The sequence below is a fragment of the Pseudomonas sp. ZT5P21 genome (assembly GCF_054897785.1).
The window spans coordinates 1,658,570-1,678,425 of sequence record NZ_CM142705.1 but is presented as its reverse complement, the minus strand read 5'-3'; the positions used below and the strand labels follow the sequence as shown (position 1 = coordinate 1,678,425).

At 59.9% G+C, this 19,856-nt stretch carries 13 protein-coding genes; 1 reads left to right on the top strand and 12 read right to left on the bottom strand.

From position 1 onward, the window contains the following. Nucleotides 1–13 precede the first annotated feature (13 nt). From astB to ACYZT9_RS07700, 5 genes are all read right to left on the bottom strand, one after another. Nucleotides 14–1,360 carry an N-succinylarginine dihydrolase gene (astB, locus tag ACYZT9_RS07720; protein WP_462009261.1) on the bottom strand — a complete coding sequence of 449 codons (1,347 nt, stop codon included), beginning with the start codon at nt 1,358–1,360 and terminating at the stop codon, nt 14–16. A gap of 138 nt (nt 1,361–1,498) precedes the next feature. Next, nucleotides 1,499–2,968 carry a succinylglutamate-semialdehyde dehydrogenase gene (gene astD / locus ACYZT9_RS07715; protein ID WP_462010172.1) on the bottom strand — a complete coding sequence of 490 codons (1,470 nt, stop codon included), beginning with the start codon at nt 2,966–2,968 and terminating at the stop codon, nt 1,499–1,501. Next, a complete protein-coding gene (gene astA, locus ACYZT9_RS07710) occupies nt 2,965–3,990 on the bottom strand; it encodes an arginine N-succinyltransferase (RefSeq protein WP_462009260.1) in 1,026 nt (341 codons plus the stop codon). The genes astD and astA overlap by 4 nt, the downstream gene beginning before the upstream one ends. Nucleotides 3,991–4,061: 71 nt before the next feature. Continuing rightward, nucleotides 4,062–5,081 carry an arginine/ornithine succinyltransferase subunit alpha gene (gene aruF, locus ACYZT9_RS07705; protein WP_462009259.1) on the bottom strand — a complete coding sequence of 340 codons (1,020 nt, stop codon included), beginning with the start codon at nt 5,079–5,081 and terminating at the stop codon, nt 4,062–4,064. A 196-nt stretch (nt 5,082–5,277) separates the two neighbouring features. Further along, entirely contained in the window at nt 5,278–6,498 is a 1,221-nt protein-coding gene (locus ACYZT9_RS07700) for an aspartate aminotransferase family protein (protein ID WP_462009258.1), read from the bottom strand. 286 nt (nt 6,499–6,784) lie between these two features. On the opposite strand from ACYZT9_RS07700, the gene ACYZT9_RS07695 reads away from it, so the two are divergent. Further along, nucleotides 6,785–11,494 carry a dermonecrotic toxin domain-containing protein gene (locus ACYZT9_RS07695; RefSeq protein WP_462009257.1) on the top strand — a complete coding sequence of 1,570 codons (4,710 nt, stop codon included), beginning with the start codon at nt 6,785–6,787 and terminating at the stop codon, nt 11,492–11,494. Nucleotide 11,495: 1 nt separating this feature from the next. Here the strand turns inward: ACYZT9_RS07695 and argR are convergent, their stop codons facing one another. The 7 genes from argR to acs form a co-directional block, all read right to left on the bottom strand. Next, complete coding sequence (argR, locus tag ACYZT9_RS07690) at nt 11,496–12,476, bottom strand: transcriptional regulator ArgR (RefSeq protein ID WP_462009256.1); 981 nt, start codon at nt 12,474–12,476, stop codon at nt 11,496–11,498. Between the two features lie 246 nt (nt 12,477–12,722). Beyond that, nucleotides 12,723–13,487, bottom strand: a complete 765-nt coding sequence (locus ACYZT9_RS07685; protein ID WP_223504630.1) for an ABC transporter ATP-binding protein — start codon at nt 13,485–13,487, stop codon at nt 12,723–12,725. Between the two features lie 27 nt (nt 13,488–13,514). Next, on the bottom strand, nt 13,515–14,627 hold the full coding sequence (locus ACYZT9_RS07680) for a succinylglutamate desuccinylase/aspartoacylase family protein (protein ID WP_462009255.1): 1,113 nt from the start codon (nt 14,625–14,627) through the stop codon (nt 13,515–13,517). Between the two features lies 1 nt (nt 14,628). Then, entirely contained in the window at nt 14,629–15,327 is a 699-nt protein-coding gene (locus tag ACYZT9_RS07675; RefSeq protein WP_283181347.1) for an ABC transporter permease, read from the bottom strand. Continuing rightward, nucleotides 15,324–16,013: an ABC transporter permease gene (locus tag ACYZT9_RS07670; RefSeq protein ID WP_462009254.1), complete on the bottom strand. Its 690-nt coding sequence runs from the start codon at nt 16,011–16,013 to the stop codon at nt 15,324–15,326. Before ACYZT9_RS07670 ends, ACYZT9_RS07675 begins: the two co-directional genes overlap by 4 nt. A 91-nt stretch (nt 16,014–16,104) precedes the next feature. Beyond that, on the bottom strand, nt 16,105–16,878 hold the full coding sequence (locus ACYZT9_RS07665; RefSeq protein ID WP_462009253.1) for an ABC transporter substrate-binding protein: 774 nt from the start codon (nt 16,876–16,878) through the stop codon (nt 16,105–16,107). A 701-nt stretch (nt 16,879–17,579) separates the two neighbouring features. After that, nucleotides 17,580–19,535, bottom strand: a complete 1,956-nt coding sequence (gene acs, locus ACYZT9_RS07660; RefSeq protein ID WP_462009252.1) for an acetate--CoA ligase — start codon at nt 19,533–19,535, stop codon at nt 17,580–17,582. Between the last annotated feature and the right edge of the window lie 321 nt (nt 19,536–19,856).

Sequence of the window (19,856 nt, the reverse complement as noted above, 5' to 3'; positions counted from 1 at the left end):
ACGCTCTCGACGTTCAATTGATCTGGAATGGATAAACCGCGCCCAGTTTAAGGATTTGCGTCAGTTCATCCAGTGCCGTCCGGCACTCAAGCAGCAATTGCGGGTCCGCGAGATCAGTTTCGGCCATGCGGTCGCGGTAGTGCCTGTCGACCCATTCGGTCAGCGTGCCGTACAACGGTGCCGTCATGATAACCCCTGGATTGACCGCCGCCAGTTCGGTTTCATTCAGTGCCACGCGCAAGCGCAGGCAAGCCGGGCCACCGCCGTTCTGCATGCTCTGCTTGAGATCGAAGACTTTCACTTCGCGAATCAGGCCGCCAGAGCTGGTCAGGCTTTGCAGGTATTGCCATACGCGCTCGTTGCCACGGCATTCTTCCGGCACGATCAACAGCATCGAGCCGTCAGGACGCGACAGCAACTGGCTATTGAACAGGTAGGAACGCACCGCGTCTTCCACGGCGACCGCAGAACGCGGTACGCAGATCGACTGAAATTTCCCACCGACCTTGGCGAGTTTGCTTTGCAATTCGGCCAGCATCTGCTCGGTGTCGAGGAACGCGTCCTCGTGATAGAACAGCACTTCGCCGTTGCCCACCGCGATCACGTCGTTGTGAAACACGCCCTGATCGATCACCGAAGGATTCTGCTGGGCGTACACCACGCCGTCATCGCTCAAACCGTGCAGGCGGGCAACCGCTTGCGAGGCTTCGAGGGTCTGGCGCGCAGGATATTTCTGCGGTGCCGGGTAGCGGGTGTCGAACGCGCTGCGACCGAAGACAAAGAACTCGACGCCGGCTTCGCCGTATTCACGGCAGAAACGGGTGTGGTTGGCCGCGCCTTCGTCGCCGAACTGCGCCACCGCCGGCAACGCGGCGTGGTGAGCGAAGTGATTCTGGTCAGCGAACATGGCGCCCAGCACGCGGCTGGTGGTCGGGTGTTCGATGCTGCGGTGGTATTTGCAGTTGAGGTTGGCGGCGGTGAAATGCACACGACCGTCGGCAGTGTCTGCACTCGGGCTGACCGTGGCGGCGTTGGCCACCCACATACTCGACGCCGAGCAACTGGCGACCAGCAACGGCATCGCATCTTTGGCGGCACGCTCGATCACTTGCGCGTCGGTGCCGCTGAAGCCCAAGCGGCGCAGGGCGGCGACGTCAGGGCGCTCTTGTGGCGCCAGCACGCCTTGTTGAAAGCCCATTTCCATCAGCGCTTTCATTTTCGCCAGGCCTTGCAGCGCGGCTTCCTTCGGGTTCGAAGACTGCTGGCTGTTGCTCTGGGACGCGACGTTGCCGTAGGACAGGCCGCCGTAGTTATGGGTCGGCCCCACTAGACCGTCAAAATTGACTTCATAGGATTTCATCAGCGAGGCTCCACGAGAATCTGTTGTTATAGGCATCAGTAACTATTCAGTACGACCGAGTCGCGGCCTTCGCGAGCAAGCCCGCTCCCACAGGTTTTGCGCAATCCTTGTGGGAGCGAGCTTGCTCGCGATGCGGTCTCAGGAAATCCGCACACCCGGCGTCAAAGCCGCAGGCAACGTCAGGCTCGGGGTCTCCAGCGACGCCACCGGGTACGCGCAGTAATCTGCCGCGTAGTAGGCGCTGGCGCGATGGTTGCCCGAGGCGCCGACGCCACCGAACGGGGCGCTGCTCGCGGCACCGGTCAGCTGCTTGTTCCAATTGACGATACCGGCACGGCTTTCCAGCCAGAACTGCTGATAACGCGCTTCGGAATCGGACAGCAGACCGGCCGCCAGGCCATAGTCGGTGTCGTTGGCTTCAGCGATCGCCGCTTCAAAATCAGCGTAGCGGATCACTTGCAGCAGCGGGCCGAACAGCTCTTCGTCAGGACGATCGGCCACTGCCGTGACATCCAGAATGCCCGGCGTGAGTAACGCGGCTTGTGCCTGAGGCTGAGTCATTTCCAGCAGCGCCACTGCGCCGTTGGCCAGCAGATGTTGCTGCGCGTCCATCAGCGCTTTCGCGGCGCCAAGGGAAATCACGGAACCCATGAACGGCGCCGGTTGCTGATCGAATGCACCGACCTCAATCGTCGAGCTGACCGCCACCAGACGCGCCAACAGCGAATCGCCCCAGGCGCCTTGCGGCACCAGCAAGCGGCGAGCACAGGTGCAACGCTGACCAGCAGAGATAAATGCCGACTGGATGATGGTGTAAACGGCCGCATCGAGGTCCGCGACCTCATCGACCACCAGCGGGTTGTTGCCGCCCATCTCCAGCGCCAGGATCTTGTCCGGACGACCGGCAAACTGCTGATGCAGATGATTGCCGGTGCGGCTCGAACCGGTGAAGAACAGGCCGTCGATGCCCGGGTTCGCCGCCAAGGCGATACCGGTTTCGCGAGCGCCTTGCAGCAGGTTCAACACGCCTGCCGGCAAACCGGCTTCGATCCAGCACTTGACCGTCAGCTCAGCGACTTTCGGCGTCAGTTCGCTCGGTTTGAACAGCACGCTGTTACCGGCCAGCAGCGCTGGCACGATGTGACCGTTCGGCAAGTGACCCGGGAAGTTGTAAGGACCGAACACCGCGACCACGCCGTGGGGTTTGTGGCGCAACACTGCGGTGGCGTCGCCCAACGGGCCGCTCTTCTCGCCGGTGCGTTCACGGTAACTCTGCACCGAGATCGCAATCTTGTTGACCATGCTGGTCACTTCAGTCGCCGATTCCCACAGCGGCTTGCCGGTTTCTTCACCAATGCAGCGCGCCAGTTCGTCAGCGTTGTTTTTCAGCGCCGCGGCAAAAGCCTCCAGCACGGTGATGCGCTCTTCCAGCGTGCGGCGAGCCCAGCCCGGAAACGCCTGACGCGCCGCTTGCACGGCGGACTCAACCTGAGCGGCAGTGGCGCCCTCGCCGGTCCACAGCACTTGCTGGGTCACCGGATTCAGCGACTGGAAGGCTTCGCCCTGACCAGCCAGCCATTCACCTGCGATGTATAGCGAATTCATTATTTGGACTCCCGTGCAGCGGACAACGGAACGGCGCGCACTTGATCGCCGGCGTTGAGTTGAAGACGTTTGGCGGTCAGCGAATCAACCACCAGCGTGCCGGCGGCGAAGCGTGCAGGAGCGGCAGTCATCCGGCAGTCTTCGCGCTTGCGGTTGTGAATCAGGAAAGGCGTGGCGTCGTCGCCCGGCGTACCCACGGCGAGAACGAGCGCCTGGCTGTCGCGCACCGCGCGGATCTTGGCGGTTTCGCACTCCACCGCAGGGCCGGCGTCGAAGATGTCGACGTAGCCTTGATAGCTGAAACCTTCGCTCTTGAGCATCGCCAGCGCCGGTTCGGTGTCAGGGTGAACCTGACCGATCACGTTGCGCGCATCCGGCGACAGGAAGCAGGTGTACAGCGGGAATTTCGGCATCAGTTCGGCGATGAACGCCTTGTTGCCCACGCCGGTCAGGTAATCGGCCTGGCTGAATTCCATCTTGAAGAAGTGCCGACCCAGGCTTTCCCAGAATGGCGAACGTCCGGCTTCGTCGGACACGCCACGCATCTCGGCAATGATCTTGTTGCCGAACAGTTGCGGGAACTCGGCGATGAACAGCATCCGCGCCTTGGCCAGCATCCGACCGTTGAGGCCACTGCGGAAATCGGCGTGCAGGAACAGCGAGCACAATTCAGAGTTGCCGGTCAGGTCGTTGGCGAGGAACAACGTCGGGATTTCGCGATAGATGTTCAGCTCTTGCGAAGCACTGACCGTCAAGCCCACACGGAAGTTGTACCAAGGCTCACGCAGACCGACGGCGCCGGCAATGGCGGAAATACCCACCACACGGCCGTCGTCGTCTTCGAGCACGAACAGGTAATCCGCATCGCCCCGCCCGGCTTCGCCGCGAAAGGTCTTCTCGGCCCAGCCGACCCGATGGGCCAGACGTTCTTCGTTGGCCGGCAAGGTGGTCAGGCCGGTGCCAGTGCTGCGGGCCAGCTCGATCAGAGCGGGTAAATCGCTGCTGCGTACGGGACGAACGATCATGCTATCTCCTCAAACGGGCCGCTTGCGCCACCCGCGAAACACTTCTACTTTCCAGGCATTCAAAGCAGTTGTTAAACCGCCACCAGGCGCACGCTCGCACCTTCACCGACGCCCAGGGCTTCGGCTGCTTCCAGATCCAGGGTTACGGGTTTGCCTGGCGCGTAATCGAGCTCGAGCAATACGGCGCGGTAATCCTGCAACTGGGCGTTGGACACCAGGTACTGACGGCCGACGCCTTTGACCGGCTCGCCGATTTTCACCGGCACTACGCGACTTTGAGCAATCGAACGGATCCCCGAGACGCGTGCGTGCAAGGTCGGGCCGCCGTCGAAAATGTCGATGTAGTGATCGGTCTCGAAGCCTTCGCGCATCAGGATGTCGAAGGTGATCTGCGCCCGTGGATGCACCTGGCCCATCGCCTCTTGCGCGGTGTCCGGCAGCAGCGGCACGTAGATCGGGTAATGCGGCATCAGCTCGGCGAGGAAGGTCCGGCTCTTCAGACCGCACAGACGCTCGGCTTCGGCGTAGTTGAGGTCGAAGAAGTTGCGACCGATGGCGTCCCAGAACGGCGAGTCGCCGTTTTCATCGCTGTAACCGACGATCTCGGTCACCACGGAATCGGCAAAGCGCTCCGGATGGCTGGCCACGAACAGCAAGCGGCCACGGGAGTTGAGCTCGGCCCAAGGCGAACCCACTAACTCGCGCTGCACGTAGAAACTGGTCAGCAAACTGTTGCCGGTCAGGTCGTGGCACTGGGAGAGCACGTGAATCTTGTTATGAATCTTCAGCTCGCGGGAAGCGTGCACGAAGGTTTCATTGCGAAAGCTGTAGAACGGCTCCGAATAACCGGCGGACGCAACGATCGCCGAGCAGCCGGCCAGTTTGCCGGTCGCGGTGTCTTCGAGGACGAAGAAATAGCTCTCTTCACCGTTGAAGCTGACTTCGGCGGCAAACGAGGCTTCGCTCGCGGCGATCTTGTCGCTCAGGCGTTCAACGTCATCCGGCAAGGAAGTGACACCAATCGGGCTGTCCGCAGCCAGACGCTGTACCTCGCCCAGATCAGCCATTTGCGCGGGGCGCATCACCAGCATGGTGTCACTCCTTTCTCGAAAAACTCTTTGAGGAAAATAAGCCGAACCCTTGTAGGAGCGAGCTTGCTCGCGATGGTGGGTCAGCCACATTGGCGTCGACTGACACTCCATCGCGAGCAAGCTCGCTCCTACAGAAAAACGGTTCCGGCATAACAATTGGGTTCGACGCCTGAATGGTCAGGCGTCGAAGGGTCTATCAGGCTTGCGTCAGTTTCGCCGCAGCGCGCTCGAAACGGTCAAGACCTTCGTCGATATCCGCGTCTTCAACCACCAAACTTGGCGCGAAACGCACCACGTCCGGGCCAGCTTGCAGCACCATCAGGCCTTCACGCTCGGCGGCGTTGAAGATGTCCTTGGCTTTGCCCTTCCAGGCATCGCTCAGCACGCAACCGATCAACAGGCCCATGCCGCGGACCTTGGTGAACAGGCCGTACTTCTCGCCGATCTGTTCCAGGCGAGCCTTGAACTTGTCGTGCTTGGCGTTGACACCGGCCAGCACTTCAGGGGTGTTGATCACATCGATCACGGCTTCCGCGACCGCGCACGCCAGCGGGTTGCCGCCGTAAGTGGTGCCGTGGGTGCCGACGACCAGGTGTTTGGCCAGGTCTTCGGTGGTCAGCATAGCTGCGATCGGGAAACCGCCGCCCAGGCTCTTGGCACTGGTCAGGATGTCCGGGATCACGCCGTATTGCTGGTAGGCGAACAGCTTGCCGGTGCGGCCCATGCCGGTCTGCACTTCATCAAAGATCAGCAGCGCGTTGTGCGCGGTGCAGAGGTCGCGGGCGCCTTGCAGGTATTCGAGTTCGGCCGGGATCACACCGCTCTCGCCCTGGATCGGCTCCAGAACCACGGCGCAGGTCTTGTCGGAAATGGCGGCTTTCAGCGCGGCCAGATCGTTGTACGGCACGTGAGTGATACCGGTGATTTTCGGACCGAAACCGTCGGAGTACTTCGACTGGCCACCGACGTTGACGGTGAACAGGGTACGGCCGTGGAAGCTGTTGAGCGCGGCGATGATTTCGTACTTCTCGCTGCCGAACCGATCGAAACCGACGCGACGGGCCAGCTTGAACGCGGCCTCGTTAGCTTCGGCGCCGGAGTTGCAGAAGAACGCACGCTCGGCAAAAGTCGCGTCGATCAGCTTATGCGCCAGGCGCAGGGCCGGCTCATTGGTGAACACGTTGGACACGTGCCACAGCTTGTTCGCCTGTTCGGTCAAGGCACCGACCAGCGCCGGGTGCGCATGGCCCAATACGTTGACGGCAATCCCGCCGGCGAAGTCGATCAGCTCGCGGCCAGACTGGTCCCAAACGCGGGAACCGGCGCCACGTACCGGGATGAAAGCGGCAGGCGCATAGTTGGGAACCATTACCTGGTCGAAATCGGCGCGTTCTACCGCAGCGTGCTCAACGGACATCGGAGTCTCCTGAAGAGGAACACCCGCCTGAAACTGGCGAGCGATGGGGGGATTGTAAGGACAGTTTTCAGCCCGGCCTTGCCGCCAAGCGACAACTTCTTATAGCGCATACCCCGGTTTTTACCGGGTTTACGGCAATGCGACATATAGGGTCGCAAAGGCGCAGTTTAAACCGGCGGCACAGTTTATAGCGGGGCTGCGCAGCGGTGCGGTAAATATGTACCGCACGCAACGGTTCATGGTCTGTTTTGCTTGGGTTCTTTCCGATCGCTAAAGGACTAGCGCAATGAATCAGCAAGAACCCGACTTGACCGCTCCGCCCGACGCGCATTTTCATCCGGCATTCAACAACTTGCCGGACTGGTTACTAAAAGCGTCGCCCCTGACCCGCAGTGCCCTGAAAAGCACTCGACTTCCATTGCCCGACTGGCACGCTAGGGCCACCCGCGAACAGCACCAGGCGTTGAAACTAGCCAACGAGGCACACTGGACCCAGCGCAATCGCCTGGAAGCCAAATTGGCAAAACTGCAAAACGCCCGCGACTTCGCCGAGTCACTTCTGAGTGGTGCCTTGAAAACCCGCTTCGGCCTTGAACTGGACGTGAAAACCACGTTCCTGCGTCTGTACATTCCTCAGACCATCCCATGGTTCCCGATCAAGACCGATGGCGCCCGTACCTGGACGGTATCGTTGCTTGACGCGGCCTTGCACAACTTTCAGGCGTCAGAAACACAAACGGACGCTTACGAACGCGACTCGACTTACATCACCGAACCTTCCCCATCCGGACAGTTCGATACGCTGCCGACGCTAAAACGCCAGCTGCCTGTTCAGAGCTTCACCCGGTTATGCCGTGAGTTGGATATCGGCGGCCAGTACGAGGCATACCTGAAAGAACACCTCGGTTTTAACAGCCCGGTGAGCGGCGAGTATGTGAAATTGAGCGTCATCAGCACGCAAAAGGCTGCGCTCAAGGCCGCGCTGCAAATGGCGCGCCTGCGTAACGACCTGCCGACCGATGCCTTCGATTCGATTCTTGGCATCGTCGAGGGTCGCGAAGGTATGCAACTGGACGGTCAACCGTTGCTCGGTCACGACCTGTCGATGATGTCCTCGTCGCTCACCGGCATCGTGGTATTTGCCCCCCGACTCGATCGCTTGCAGCAGCCGACTCGGGTGATTGTCTACGTCCCCGATGATCCGGAACATCCGCTCAAGCAATACCCCGACTCACTGACGTTCATGAAGGAGCTCGCCGGCAAACTGCGCGCCCCCGCTTACCAGGCGTTCTTCAGCCGATTCGTCGATCACGGGGAGAGAGGTCATTTTTTCTCTGACCTCAACCGCCGCCTCAGCTCGGTGACCTGGCACGAGCACCCGCCTGGCGACCCGATGCCCAGCTGGCGAGAAACGCCCATCGACAGGCCCAACCTGCGATTTGCGGTGACTGCGACCAAAAACGATCTGTGGACTCACCTTTATCAACAGCAACTGAACAAAATTCTCAACGATGCGCGCACCCTCGCCGTCTCCACCGCCAGTGCCGACCGCGCCGCGCGGTGGGCACTGTGGAACGCGCTGAGTAAAGTCGCGACCACGATTCTTGAAGTGGCGTCGTTCGTGGCCCTGCCTTTCGTTCCGTTCCTGGGCGAGTTGATGCTGGCCTACATGGCGTACCAGGTGCTCGATGAAGTCTTCGAAGGCATTGTCGACTGGGCCGAGGATTTGCAAACCCAAGCGTGGGGACACGTCATCAGTCTCGCCGAATCAGTGGTTCAACTCGGTACGTTCGCAGTGGGCGGAGCGCTGGCGACCGGCGCCTTCAGCCGCTTGATGGGCCCTGAAGCCGTGGCGCTATTCTCCACGCTCAAACCCGTCGAAACGGGTGGTGGCAAAACCCGCTACTGGAAGCCGGATCTTGTCCCTTACGAGCAACCTGTCAACTTGCCGAAAACCGCCCAACCGAATGACCTCGGGCTGTACCCGCACGAGGGCAAACCGCTGTTGCGCCTCGAAGGCAAACTCTATGCCGTCAAGCGGGATAGCGAGACGGGCAGATTTCAGATCGAACATCCGAACCGGGCCAATGCCTATCAACCGCCTCTGCGGCACAACCATCACGGCGCCTGGCAGACATTACTGGAGCAACCCCTGACGTGGGACCGGGAAACGGTATTGCGGCGCCTCGGCCCAAGCGTGGAGTCCTTCAGCAGTGCCGAGCGCGAGCAAGCCCTACGCATCAGTGGCTTTCACGACAATGTGCTGCGCGAGATCCATGTCGAAAACCAGCGCCCGCCTTCACTGCTGACCGACACCATCAAACGCTTCAAAATCGACCGTGAGATTCAGGCGCTGATCGAGTCCGGAAGCGAGCATCCCGACCGCGAACAGGCTCTGAATCAACGGCTTTCGCTGTTCGAATCCCGCTACCGCGAACTGGAAAAAACAGATGATCGCAACGTCCAGCTACTGCAAGGTGTCGTGCAAAACCTGCCGACCGACATTGCCCAAGAACTGGTGAGCAACGCCACCGGCAGCGAATGGATGCAACTGCACAGCGGAAAAGTCTCCCCGCGCCTGAAAGACGTGGCGGTGAAAGCCATGGAAGCCGTACGTGTCGCCAGGGCCTATGAAGGGTTTTATCTCGACGGCATGGACACGCCTGACCATTTTCGCCTGGCCTTGCACAGTCTCGAATCGATGCCCGGGAGGCCCGCTCGCCTGCGCCTCGAGGTCAGGGAGTTTTCTGCCAACGGCTCATTGCTGGACAGCATCGGGCCGGCCGACGCGCCAACCGTCACGACACTGGTGCACGCCGAAGACGGCACGTTTCAGGCGCCTGAAATGAGTGATCCCGGCACGTTTTATCAAGCGATCTTTCAAACGCTGACCGAGGCGGAGCGTAAGGCAGTCGGTGTTTCCGACAGCAATGGCGAAGCGCTCAAACAACGCATCGCCGAGCACGCAGCCCTGCGGCCGGAATTGCGCACGCTGTTCGCCAAAAACCCTCAGCGGAAACCGTTTTACGACCCGGCCACCATGCGCTTGCCTGGAGGTACGGAAGGTTACACCCGCACCAATCGGACGACGCCAACGCTTGATGATCGGGTTCGCGAGGTTTATCCGAGCCTGACTCAGGATGAGCTGAATGCCGTCATCTTGCGCCTGCGACAGCACCCCGATGGCGTTCGTTCGGAGCTTTCACGACTGGCTCGCGAACTTGATCAGCTGCATTGGGATCTGGATCGCTGGATCAACGACTCCCCCACCACCCATCCCGAAACCGGAATCCTGTTGCCCACAGCATCAAGACAAGCCTTGCGTCAAAACCGTCGGCTGCTGGCCCAGGAAATCCGGCGCAGTTGGCGCCGGCAATCGGACCGGGACTTCCAGGCGCCGGAAGGGACCGACGGTTATACCCTGCGGTTCACAGACCGCGTTCCCGGAGATCTGCCGACACTGACGGCCGACTTCAGCCACGTCTCGGAGCTGCGGCTCGAAGGCGATCATTCCGCGCAAGGTGTCCATGGTTTTCTTCAGCCATTCACCGGGCTTCGTCGACTGGAACTGCGCCGCTTTTCCCTGGATACGCTTCCCGACGCCATCGGCCAAATGGTGGATCTGGACATATTGATCCTCAGCGACTGCGCGATCAATTTCGACGCTGCCGCCTGGTCAAAACTGTCCTCGATGAAAAAACTGCAGATGCTGGATCTCTACCGAAACCCATTCGAAGCTGTACCGGCCATAGACTCAATGCCGGCGCTCGCTCATCTAGACCTGAGCCAAACCGGGCTGACAGAAATACCCGGCGACGCCCTGCAAAACACCCGGCTCAACACCCTTCTGCTGACGAACAACAACATCAGCGAGCTGCCTCCCGGCTTGTTCGAAAGCCCGGTATGCGAGAAGCGCGGGCTGCATCTTTCCGATAACCCGCTCAGCGACGGGGCGCGTGAACGAGTCAAACAGCATTATTTCGAGACTGCCTTCGATCTGGGCGTTTCGGCACCCGAGATGGATGTTCAGCGCGTCACGGCGCTGTACCCGGCTATGGAGATCGAAGAGGCGAGCGACTTCGTGTACGAACTCCCCGGCACACTGGCAGATGGCCGGACAGAACTGACAAAGCTGGAAGCCGAATTGACTCAGCTGAGCAACGACCTCGCCGCATGGACCGCCGACCTGCCGCCACAGCACCCGCTGACGCGCGAACCATTCAACGCACACCAACTGTTTGTCGAGCACGTAAACCGCGAAGAGTTCATGCAAACGGTCGAGCGCTGCTGGCGCCGTGAATCGGCGCTGGATGATTTCAATGAAGCGCTTGAGCCGACCTTCGAGCTGGTCATCAATGCACCGATAAATGGGGAGTTGCCGACTTTGCACGCCGACTTCAGCCATGTCACATCGCTTGAGCTGAAAAGCGCCAACGGCGTGACGCGCATCGGGCAATTTCTGGAGTCGTTCCCGAGCCTGAAAAGTCTCAGCGTGCGCGACTGCCATCTGGGCGACATTCCCGACGCCGTGTTCAAGATGGGTCAACTGCGCTCACTGTCACTGCCCAATTGCCAAATTACGCTGTCGGCGGAATCGGCGAATGCATTGGCGGGAATGGAGTTGCTTGACTACCTCGACCTGGGCCTGAACCCTCTGTGGCAGACGCTTGACCTGCAGCAGATGCCAAACCTGGCGACCTTGCGCCTCAACGGCACCGGCATCACCGAAATACCGTATGGACTGTTTCAGCTGAACGAACTGGACTGGGCCGATCTGAGCGCCAACGCGATCACCGAAGTACCTAGCGACCTGATGGAATTGCCGGTGTATATCGGAGAGAGCATTTCATTAAGAGGCAACCCGTTTTCAGAGCAGAGCCTGTTGCGGCTGATCAGCTACTACGAACGCACGCGCGTGGACTTTGGCGTGGAAGCCGTGGTCAATCGAGGTGAAATGGAGATTTCCACCTCTGGCGGTTCCGAGATCGACGAGTAACTCAGCCGCGCTCGGACGGCACTGACGACAACTCGAACGGGCTGCTGCTGCGCCGCTGGTTGCGATCTTCCCGCGGCGTGGCGCCGAAGAAATTGCGGTAGGCGCTGGAAAAATGCGGTCCCGAAGAAAAGCCACAGGACAGGCCGATCTGGATGATCGACTTGCTGGTTTGCATCAACATCTGCCGGGCCTTGTTCAGGCGCAGTTCCAGGTAGTACTGGCTCGGCACACGATTGAGGTACTGCTTGAAGATCCGCTCCAACTGACGACGGGATACGCACACGTGCTGGGCGATTTCGTCGGTGGTCAGCGGCTCTTCGATGTTGGCTTCCATCAGCAACACGGCTTGGGTGAGCTTCGGATGGCTGGAACCGAGGCGGTTTTGCAGCGGAATTCGCTGGCGCTCGCCGCCTTCGCGGATGCGTTCGACCACCAGCTCCTCGGAGACCGCGCCGGCCAGTTCGGCGCCGTGGTCACGGGCCAATACCGCCAACAACAGATCGAGCACCGACAGGCCACCGCACGCGGTCAGGCGATCGCGATCCCAGTCAAACAAATGGCTGGTGGCGATGACTTTCGGGAAGCGTTCGGCGAAATCGTCTTGCCAGCGCCAGTGGACGGCGGCGCGATAACCGTCGAGCAAGCCGAGTTGCGCCAACGGGTAAACACCGGCGGACAAACCACCGATCACGCATCCGGCACGCACCTGTTGTTTCAGCGCACTGCTGAGCGCTGGCGCGAGCGTGACTGGCAGCTCATCGGCGAGCAGGAACAGTTTCTGGAAATTTTCGAGCTTGCCGGCCCACGGCTCACCCGGCAATTGCCAGGCGCCTTCGGTCGGCGGTTCGGCTTGCAAGAACGACAGTTCGTAGACCACGTCCGGATGCACACGCTGGGCAACACGCAAGGCCTCCTCAGCCAGCGAAAGCGTCAGGGCTTTAGTGCTGGGCCAAATCAGGAAACCAATTCGATGGGCAGTCATGGCGGGCAATCCGAAACGAAAACAGTGATGAAGGCAATGGGCCAATGCTAGCCCGTAAATGAACGCACATCTCAAAACCGACTGCGATCAAGGTGGGAGCGGGCTTGCTCGCGAAAGCGGTGAATCAGGCGACATCTGCGTTGGATGTCACAGCGCTTTCGCGAGCAAGCCCGCTTCCACAGGGGATCGGGGCCAGCCTCTAAATTGCGAAGCATGCACTATCCGGGTGCGCAACGGCAGTCCTGATTACTTCAGGCTGCCCGAGAGGAATTGTTGCAGGCGTTCGGACTGTGGATTGACCAGCACCTCACGCGGGTTGCCGCTTTCTTCGACGACACCTTTGTGCAGGAACACCAACTGGTTCGACACTTCACGGGCGAAGCCCATTTCGTGAGTCACCACCACCATGGTCCGGCCTTCCTGGGCCAGGGCCTGCATCACTTTCAGCACGTCGCCGACCAGTTCCGGGTCGAGGGCCGAGGTCGGTTCGTCGAACAGCATCACCTCTGGCTCCATCGCCAGCGCACGGGCAATCGCCACACGCTGCTGCTCACCGCCGGACATGTGTCCCGGGTAGGCGTCTTTACGATGCGCCACGCCGACCTTGTTCAGGTAGTGCTCGGCTTTCTCGCGGGCTTCGGCCTTGGACATGCCGAGTACGTGCACCGGCGCTTCCATGATGTTTTCCAGCGCGGTCATGTGCGACCACAGGTTGAAATGCTGGAACACCATCGACAGGCGCGAACGCATGCGTTGCAGCTGTTTAGGGTCGGCGGCTTTCAGCGCGCCATCCTTGTTCGCCACCAGTTTCAGCTCTTCGTTGTTGAGCAGAATCCGGCCTGCGTGCGGCTGTTCAAGCAGGTTGATGCAGCGCAGGAAGGTACTTTTGCCGGAGCCACTGGAGCCGATGATGCTGATCACATCGCCAGCCGCCGCTTTCAGGGACACGCCCTTGAGCACTTCGTGACTGCCATAGCGTTTATGCAGGTCTTGGACTTCAAGTTTGTACATGCGGTCGGTTCTCACAAAAACAGTCAGTCAGTCGTTGAGCAAGCGCCCGTGACGCAGCGCTTCGCGCCCCGCCACCTTGGCCAGCCAGAAACCGGGTTGGGCATAACGCAGCCGTTCAATGGCAAACAGCACCCCGGACGTACCAGCACACACCGTGCTGACCCGATCCGATAACGGATCGATCACTTCGAAAATTTCGTCGCCGGCTTCGATCCACCCGCCGGGTTTACGCAAGAAACTGATCACGCCCGGATGTGGCGCGAACAGCAATTCGGTGCCTTCGAACGGCAGGCCTTCGCAGGCGTCCTGCGCAGGTTTCGGCCATTCGCCGCTGATCAGACCCTGCTCGGCGAGGAACGCGAGAATGCCCTCGGCATAAGCCTCGGCGTCCGCGCGGCCGGTATCGGCCTGACCACCCAGTTCAATGGTAGTCGCCAGGCACGCCAGTGGAATCTGCGCCTCCGGGAACTGCCGCGACAGACGCAGCCACGGCAGCGAGCACGCTTCGTCGAACGAACTGCCGCCGGAATCTTCCGCCAGCAGACCGACCTTCACGTTCAGGTGCGCGGCGAGCGAACGCCATTGCGGCCAATGCTGCGGCAAGGCGTACATGTGCAACGCGGCTTCGCAATCGCAATGCAGGTCCAGCACCACATCGGCGGTGCAGGCATGGCTGAGCAACACGCGCTGCATGCCTTGCAACTGACTCGCGGCCGGTGGCAATGCAGCCAGCGCATCACTCATGGCCTGACGGATCAAGCGAATGTTGGCGTGCGGATCATCGCCCAGATGCCCTTCCAGCGCAGCGGCCACCGGCTCACTCAGCTCGACGAAATCCCGGTTGAAATTCTTGCCGCTGCCCGCTTCGAAACGCCCTTGATGACTGCCTTGCAGCAGTTGACCAAGACCCAGCGGATTGGCCACCGGCACCAGTTCGATCACACCGTTGAGCAAGCCTTGGGCTTCGAGTTCGGTCAGGCGCTTTTTCAGCTCCCAGGCCGTGCGCATCCCCGGCAATTCATCAGCGTGCAGGCTGGCCTGGATGTAGGCCTTGCGCTCGCCAGCGCCGAAGCGGAACACCGAAATCTGGCGTTCGCTGCCCAAGTGGCTCCACGGCAATGCATGATCGATGCGTTCCATATCAGTGCTTCCGCGGGGCCAGATAGCCCAGCCAGCGGCGCTCGGCCAGTTTGAACAGCTTCACCAGAATGAAGGTCAGGCAGAGGTAGAACACACCCGCCGTGATGTACGCCTCGAACGGCAGGTAGAACTGGGCGTTGACCGTGCGCGCGGCACCGGTGATGTCGATCAGGGTCACGATGGACGCCAGACTGGTGGTCTGCAGCATCATGATCACTTCGTTGCTGTACTGCGGCAGCGCCCGGCGCAGGGCCGAGGGCAGCAGAATGCGCTTGTACATTTTGTAGCGCGACATACCCATCGCCTTGGCGGCTTCGATCTCGCCGTTCGGCGTCGCACGCAAGCTGCCGGCGATGATTTCAGCGGTGTAGGCGCTGGTGTTGATGGCGAACGCCAGACACGCACAGAACGTCGCGCTGGACAGCCACGGCCAAAGGAAACTCTCACGCACCGCTTCGAACTGCGCCAGCCCGTAGTAAATCAGGAACAACTGCACCAGCATCGGCGTGCCGCGAATCACGTAGGTGAACAGCCAGGCCGACATGTTGACGACGGCGTTCTTGGAGACGCGCATCAGCCCCAGCGGCAACGCCGCCAGCAGACCGAAAAACAGCGACAGCGCGAGCAATTTCAGGGTGGTCACCAGGCCGCCGAAGTACAGCGGCAAGGCCTCCCAAATGACGTTGTAGTCGAAGATCATAGATCAGCCGCCCTTACGCCTACCGAGTAGCGCTTCTCAAGGTGACGCAATGCCAGCAACGAGACACTGGTGAGCACCAGGTACATTGCCGCCACTGCGAGGAAGAAGGTGAAAGGCTCGCGGGTGGCATCGGCCGCCTGCTTGGCCTTAAACATCATGTCTTGCAGACCCACCACCGAAATCAGCGCGGTGGCCTTGGTCAACACCAGCCAGTTGTTGGTGAAACCCGGAATCGCCAGACGAATCATCTGCGGCACCAACACCCGGAAGAACACCTGAAAACTGCTCATGCCATACGCCATACCAGCTTCGGCCTGCCCCTTCGGGATCGCCATGAACGCGCCACGGAAGGTTTCCGACAGGTACGCACCGAAGATGAAACCAAGCGTGCCGATACCGGCGGCCAACGGGTTCAGGTCGATGTAATCGTCATAGCCGAGCATCGGAGCGACGCGATTGAGCAGATCCTGACCACCGTAGAAAATCAGCAAGATCAGCACCAGGTCGGGAATCCCGCGGATCACCGTGGAATACAGGTCGCCCAGCCAGGCCAGCCAGCGCACCGGGGACAGACGCAGCGCAACGCCGATCAGCCCCAGAAGGATGGCCAGGGCCATGGACGACAAGGCGAGCTGAAGCGTCAGCCATGCGCCATCGAGGATGACAGCCCCGTAGCCTTTCAACATGATTCAGGTCCTCGAAAGTTGGGATGAAAAAATGGCGCAAACCTCAGAGATCCTGTTGCTTGCGCCATTTCGGACTTGTCGCCCGGACGTGTTACTTGCCGTAGATATCGAAGGCGAAGTATTTGTCCTGGATTTGCTTGTACTTGCCGTTCTCGCGAAGGGCGGCGATCGCGGTGTTGATCTTGTCTTTCAGCGCGTCACCCTTGCGAACCGCAATGCCTACGCCGTCGCCGAAGTATTTGACGTCGGTGAAGGCCGGGCCAACGAAGGCAAAACTTTTGCCGGCGTCGGTTTTCAGGAAACCGTCATCCAGCAGCGTAGCGTCTGCCACGGTGCCGTCGAGGCGAACGGCAGCGACGTCGAGGTAGATTTCGTTCTGCGAACCATACGGCTTGATCTCGGCACCCAGCGGGGCCAGGACTTCGCGGGCGAAACGCTCGTGGATCGAACCACGTTGCACGCCGATGTTCTTGCCCTTCAGTTCAGTCAGGCTTTCGCTGACCTGAGTGCCAGCCTTCATGACCAGGCGCGCCGGGGTGTTGTAGTACTTGTTGGTGAAGTCCACGGACTTCTTGCGGTCTTCGGTGATCGACATGGACGACAGGATCGCGTCGATTTTGCGCACTTTGAGTGCCGGGATCAGACCGTCGAACTCTTGCTCGACCCACACGCACTTGACCTTCATCTCTTCGCACAGGGCGTTGCCGATGTCGTAGTCGAAACCCACAATGCTGCCGTCCGGCGCTTTGGAAGCGAACGGAGGGTAAGCCGCTTCGATACCGATTTTCAGAGGCTTTTCATCGGCGAAGGTCGGCAGGGACAGCACGGACAGTGCCAGGGCGCCAAGCAGCACGAGTTTCTTCATCTTGGGACTCCATCGGTAAAGGGCTAGAACGGCAGAGTGAGCGACAGCCCAATATGCGAATGAGTGGAACCGGAAAGTGGTGCTGCGTCCTACAGACCTGTGCGAATGTTCAACACAGGCAACGACGAGCGAATGACCGGCATTCTAACGACAGGCCCGAAGTCGATATTTCTTCAATGCGACAACAAATTACAGAAGCACCGAGAAAGCCGCTTGGGCACGTTGACAGCCTTGCAATTTCATGCAAGAGCAAAAGACAGTGAACCGATCTATATTGCAAATTGCGGGCCTATTATTGGCAAAGCCTTCTAATCCGGCAAGCTTGGCGTTGCTTGTTGTTTCTGAATGATTAAACGGTTGCCTTGATTAGGGGCTCTGCGTTTCCCATCGCCCCGTTTCGGCGCGAGCGGTTACACATTTAGTAACTTGAAGAATGGAAGGTAACAGTGGGAAATGACCTACGGATGAAGCCGATAATTATTGGGCGTTGTTTATGGGGTGCCTGACCTAGCCTCATCGCGAGCAAGCTCGCTCCCACAGTGGATTTGATTCGGGCATACATTCTGTGTTCGCTGGAGAGCCACTGTGGGAGCGGGCTTGCCCGCGAAGAGGCCCGACCTGCCAACACAAAACCATCAGGCAACAAAAAGCCCCACCAGACTCAACACCCGGCGGGGCTTCGATGACTCAAAAACCGCTACTTACGCCACATTCATCGTCTTGTGCGTATCAATCAAATGCTGCACCACACCCGGATCCGCCAGGGTCGAAATATCCCCCAATCCATCGTACTCAGCCGTAGCAATCTTGCGCAGAATCCGCCGCATGATCTTGCCCGAACGGGTCTTCGGCAGCCCCGGCGCCCACTGAATCACGTCCGGTGAAGCAATCGGGCCGATCTCTTTGCGCACCCAGTTTTTCAACTCGATACGCAGTTGCTCGCTCGGCTCTTCGCCACCAATCAACGTGACATAGACATAAATGCCCTGCCCCTTGATGTCGTGCGGCACACCGACCACTGCAGCCTCGGCGACTTTCGGGTGCGCAACCATCGCGCTTTCGATCTCGGCGGTACCCATTCGGTGGCCGGATACGTTGAGCACGTCGTCCACGCGCCCGGTAATCCAGTAGTAACCATCCTCGTCACGACGCGCACCGTCACCGGTGAAGTACATCCCACGGAAAGTCTTGAAGTAGGTATCCACGAAACGGTCATGGTCGCCATACAGCGTGCGCGCCTGGCCCGGCCACGAATCGAGAATCACCAGGTTACCCTCGGCCACGCCTTCGATGATGTTGCCCAGGTTATCGACCAACGCTGGCACCACACCGAAGAACGGACGTGCCGCCGAACCCGGCTTGAGGCCATGCGCACCCGGCAACGGGCTCATCATGTTGCCGCCGGTTTCGGTCTGCCACCAGGTATCGACGATCGGGCAACGGGACTTGCCGACATTCTTGTAGTACCAGTCCCAGGCTTCCGGGTTGATCGGCTCACCCACCGAACCGAGCAGGCGCAAACTGCTGCCATCAGCGCCTTCAACAGCGGCTTGCCCCGACGCCATCATCGCGCGAATCGCGGTGGGCGCCGTATAGAGAATGTTGACCTTGTGCTTGTCGACGATCTTCGCCACACGGGTGATGTCCGGATAGTTCGGCACGCCTTCGAACAGCAGCGTGGTCGCGCCGTTGGCCAATGGACCATAGACGATGTAGCTGTGGCCGGTGACCCAGCCGACGTCGGCGGTGCACCAGAAAACTTCGCCCGGGCGGTAGTCGAACACGCGCTCGTGGGTCATGGCCGCGTACAGCAAGTAACCGCCAGTGGTGTGCTGCACACCTTTGGGCTTGCCGGTGGAACCGGAGGTGTAAAGGATGAACAGCGCTTCTTCGGCGCCCATCTCTTTCGGCGCGCAGACACTGCCCGCCACTTTCATCAGGTCTTCGTACCAGATGTCGCGATGCTGGTTCCACTTGATGTCGCCACCGGTGCGCTTGCACACGATGACTTTCTGGATGCTGCTGGTTTCCGGGTTGGTCAGCGCGTCGTCGACGTTGGTCTTCAGCGGGATCTTCTTGCCGGCACGAACGCCTTCGTCAGCGGTGATCACCACTTTCGAGCGGCAGTCGATGATCCGACCCGCCAGGGCTTCCGGCGAGAAACCACCGAACACCACCGAGTGAATCGCGCCGATCCGGGTGCAGGCCAGCATGGCGACCACGGCTTCGGGGATCATCGGCATATAGATAGTCACCACGTCGCCGCGGTGCACATCCTGGCCGCGCAAGGCGTTGGCGAACTTGCAGACTTGTTCGTGCAGCTCGCGGTAGGTGATGTTGCGGCTTTCGGCAGGGTCATCCCCTTCCCAAATAATCGCGACTTGATCGCCGCGCTCGGCCAGATGACGGTCGAGGCAGTTGTAGGAAACGTTCAGCGTGCCGTCGGCGAACCATTTGATGTCGACGTGGTGATCGTCGAAGGAAGTCTGTTTTACCGTGGTGAAAGGCTTGATCCAGTCGAGGCGTTTGGCTTGTTCGCGCCAGAAGCCGTCCGGGTTGACGACGGACTGCTGGTACATGGCCTTGTAGGTCGCCTCGTCAGTCAGCGTGTTGGCCAGAACCTCGGGACGAACGGGATACAGAGAAGCCGCACTCATCTTTCTTACCTCGGTGGAATAGTTGTTTTTGTATGACTCCGTTGTAGCCGGGCCGGGCTTATAGAACCATTCGACGATGGTAGTAACAAGCCCCTACAAATTATCGTGATAAGCCCAAAACAAGCCTGAAACACATCTCCAAAACATCACGCAACCCCTGTAGGAGCGAGCTTGCTCGCGATAAACCTCAGAACGCCACAGGCTGTCAGACGTGGCGCGTTATCGTTAACGACCATCGCGAGCAAGCTCGCTCCTACACAGGCTATTGGTTGATTGTTACGAAATCTGTCAAAAGTGTTTATCAAAACCTCACCTATATGA

Bases quoted from the DNA above. Each gene is read 5' to 3' on its own strand.
- astB (WP_462009261.1), bottom strand. From the start codon at position 1,360: ATGAAATCCTATGAAGTCAATTTTGACGGTCTAGTGGGGCCGACCCAT.
- astA (WP_462009260.1), bottom strand. From the start codon at position 3,990: ATGATCGTTCGTCCCGTACGCAGCAGCGATTTACCCGCTCTGATCGAG.
- aruF (WP_462009259.1), bottom strand. From the start codon at position 5,081: ATGCTGGTGATGCGCCCCGCGCAAATGGCTGATCTGGGCGAGGTACAG.
- ACYZT9_RS07700 (WP_462009258.1), bottom strand. From the start codon at position 6,498: ATGTCCGTTGAGCACGCTGCGGTAGAACGCGCCGATTTCGACCAGGTA.
- ACYZT9_RS07695 (WP_462009257.1), top strand. From the start codon at position 6,785: ATGAATCAGCAAGAACCCGACTTGACCGCTCCGCCCGACGCGCATTTT.
- argR (WP_462009256.1), bottom strand. From the start codon at position 12,476: ATGACTGCCCATCGAATTGGTTTCCTGATTTGGCCCAGCACTAAAGCC.
- ACYZT9_RS07685 (WP_223504630.1), bottom strand. From the start codon at position 13,487: ATGTACAAACTTGAAGTCCAAGACCTGCATAAACGCTATGGCAGTCAC.
- ACYZT9_RS07680 (WP_462009255.1), bottom strand. From the start codon at position 14,627: ATGGAACGCATCGATCATGCATTGCCGTGGAGCCACTTGGGCAGCGAA.
- ACYZT9_RS07675 (WP_283181347.1), bottom strand. From the start codon at position 15,327: ATGATCTTCGACTACAACGTCATTTGGGAGGCCTTGCCGCTGTACTTC.
- ACYZT9_RS07670 (WP_462009254.1), bottom strand. From the start codon at position 16,013: ATGTTGAAAGGCTACGGGGCTGTCATCCTCGATGGCGCATGGCTGACG.
- ACYZT9_RS07665 (WP_462009253.1), bottom strand. From the start codon at position 16,878: ATGAAGAAACTCGTGCTGCTTGGCGCCCTGGCACTGTCCGTGCTGTCC.
- acs (WP_462009252.1), bottom strand. From the start codon at position 19,535: ATGAGTGCGGCTTCTCTGTATCCCGTTCGTCCCGAGGTTCTGGCCAAC.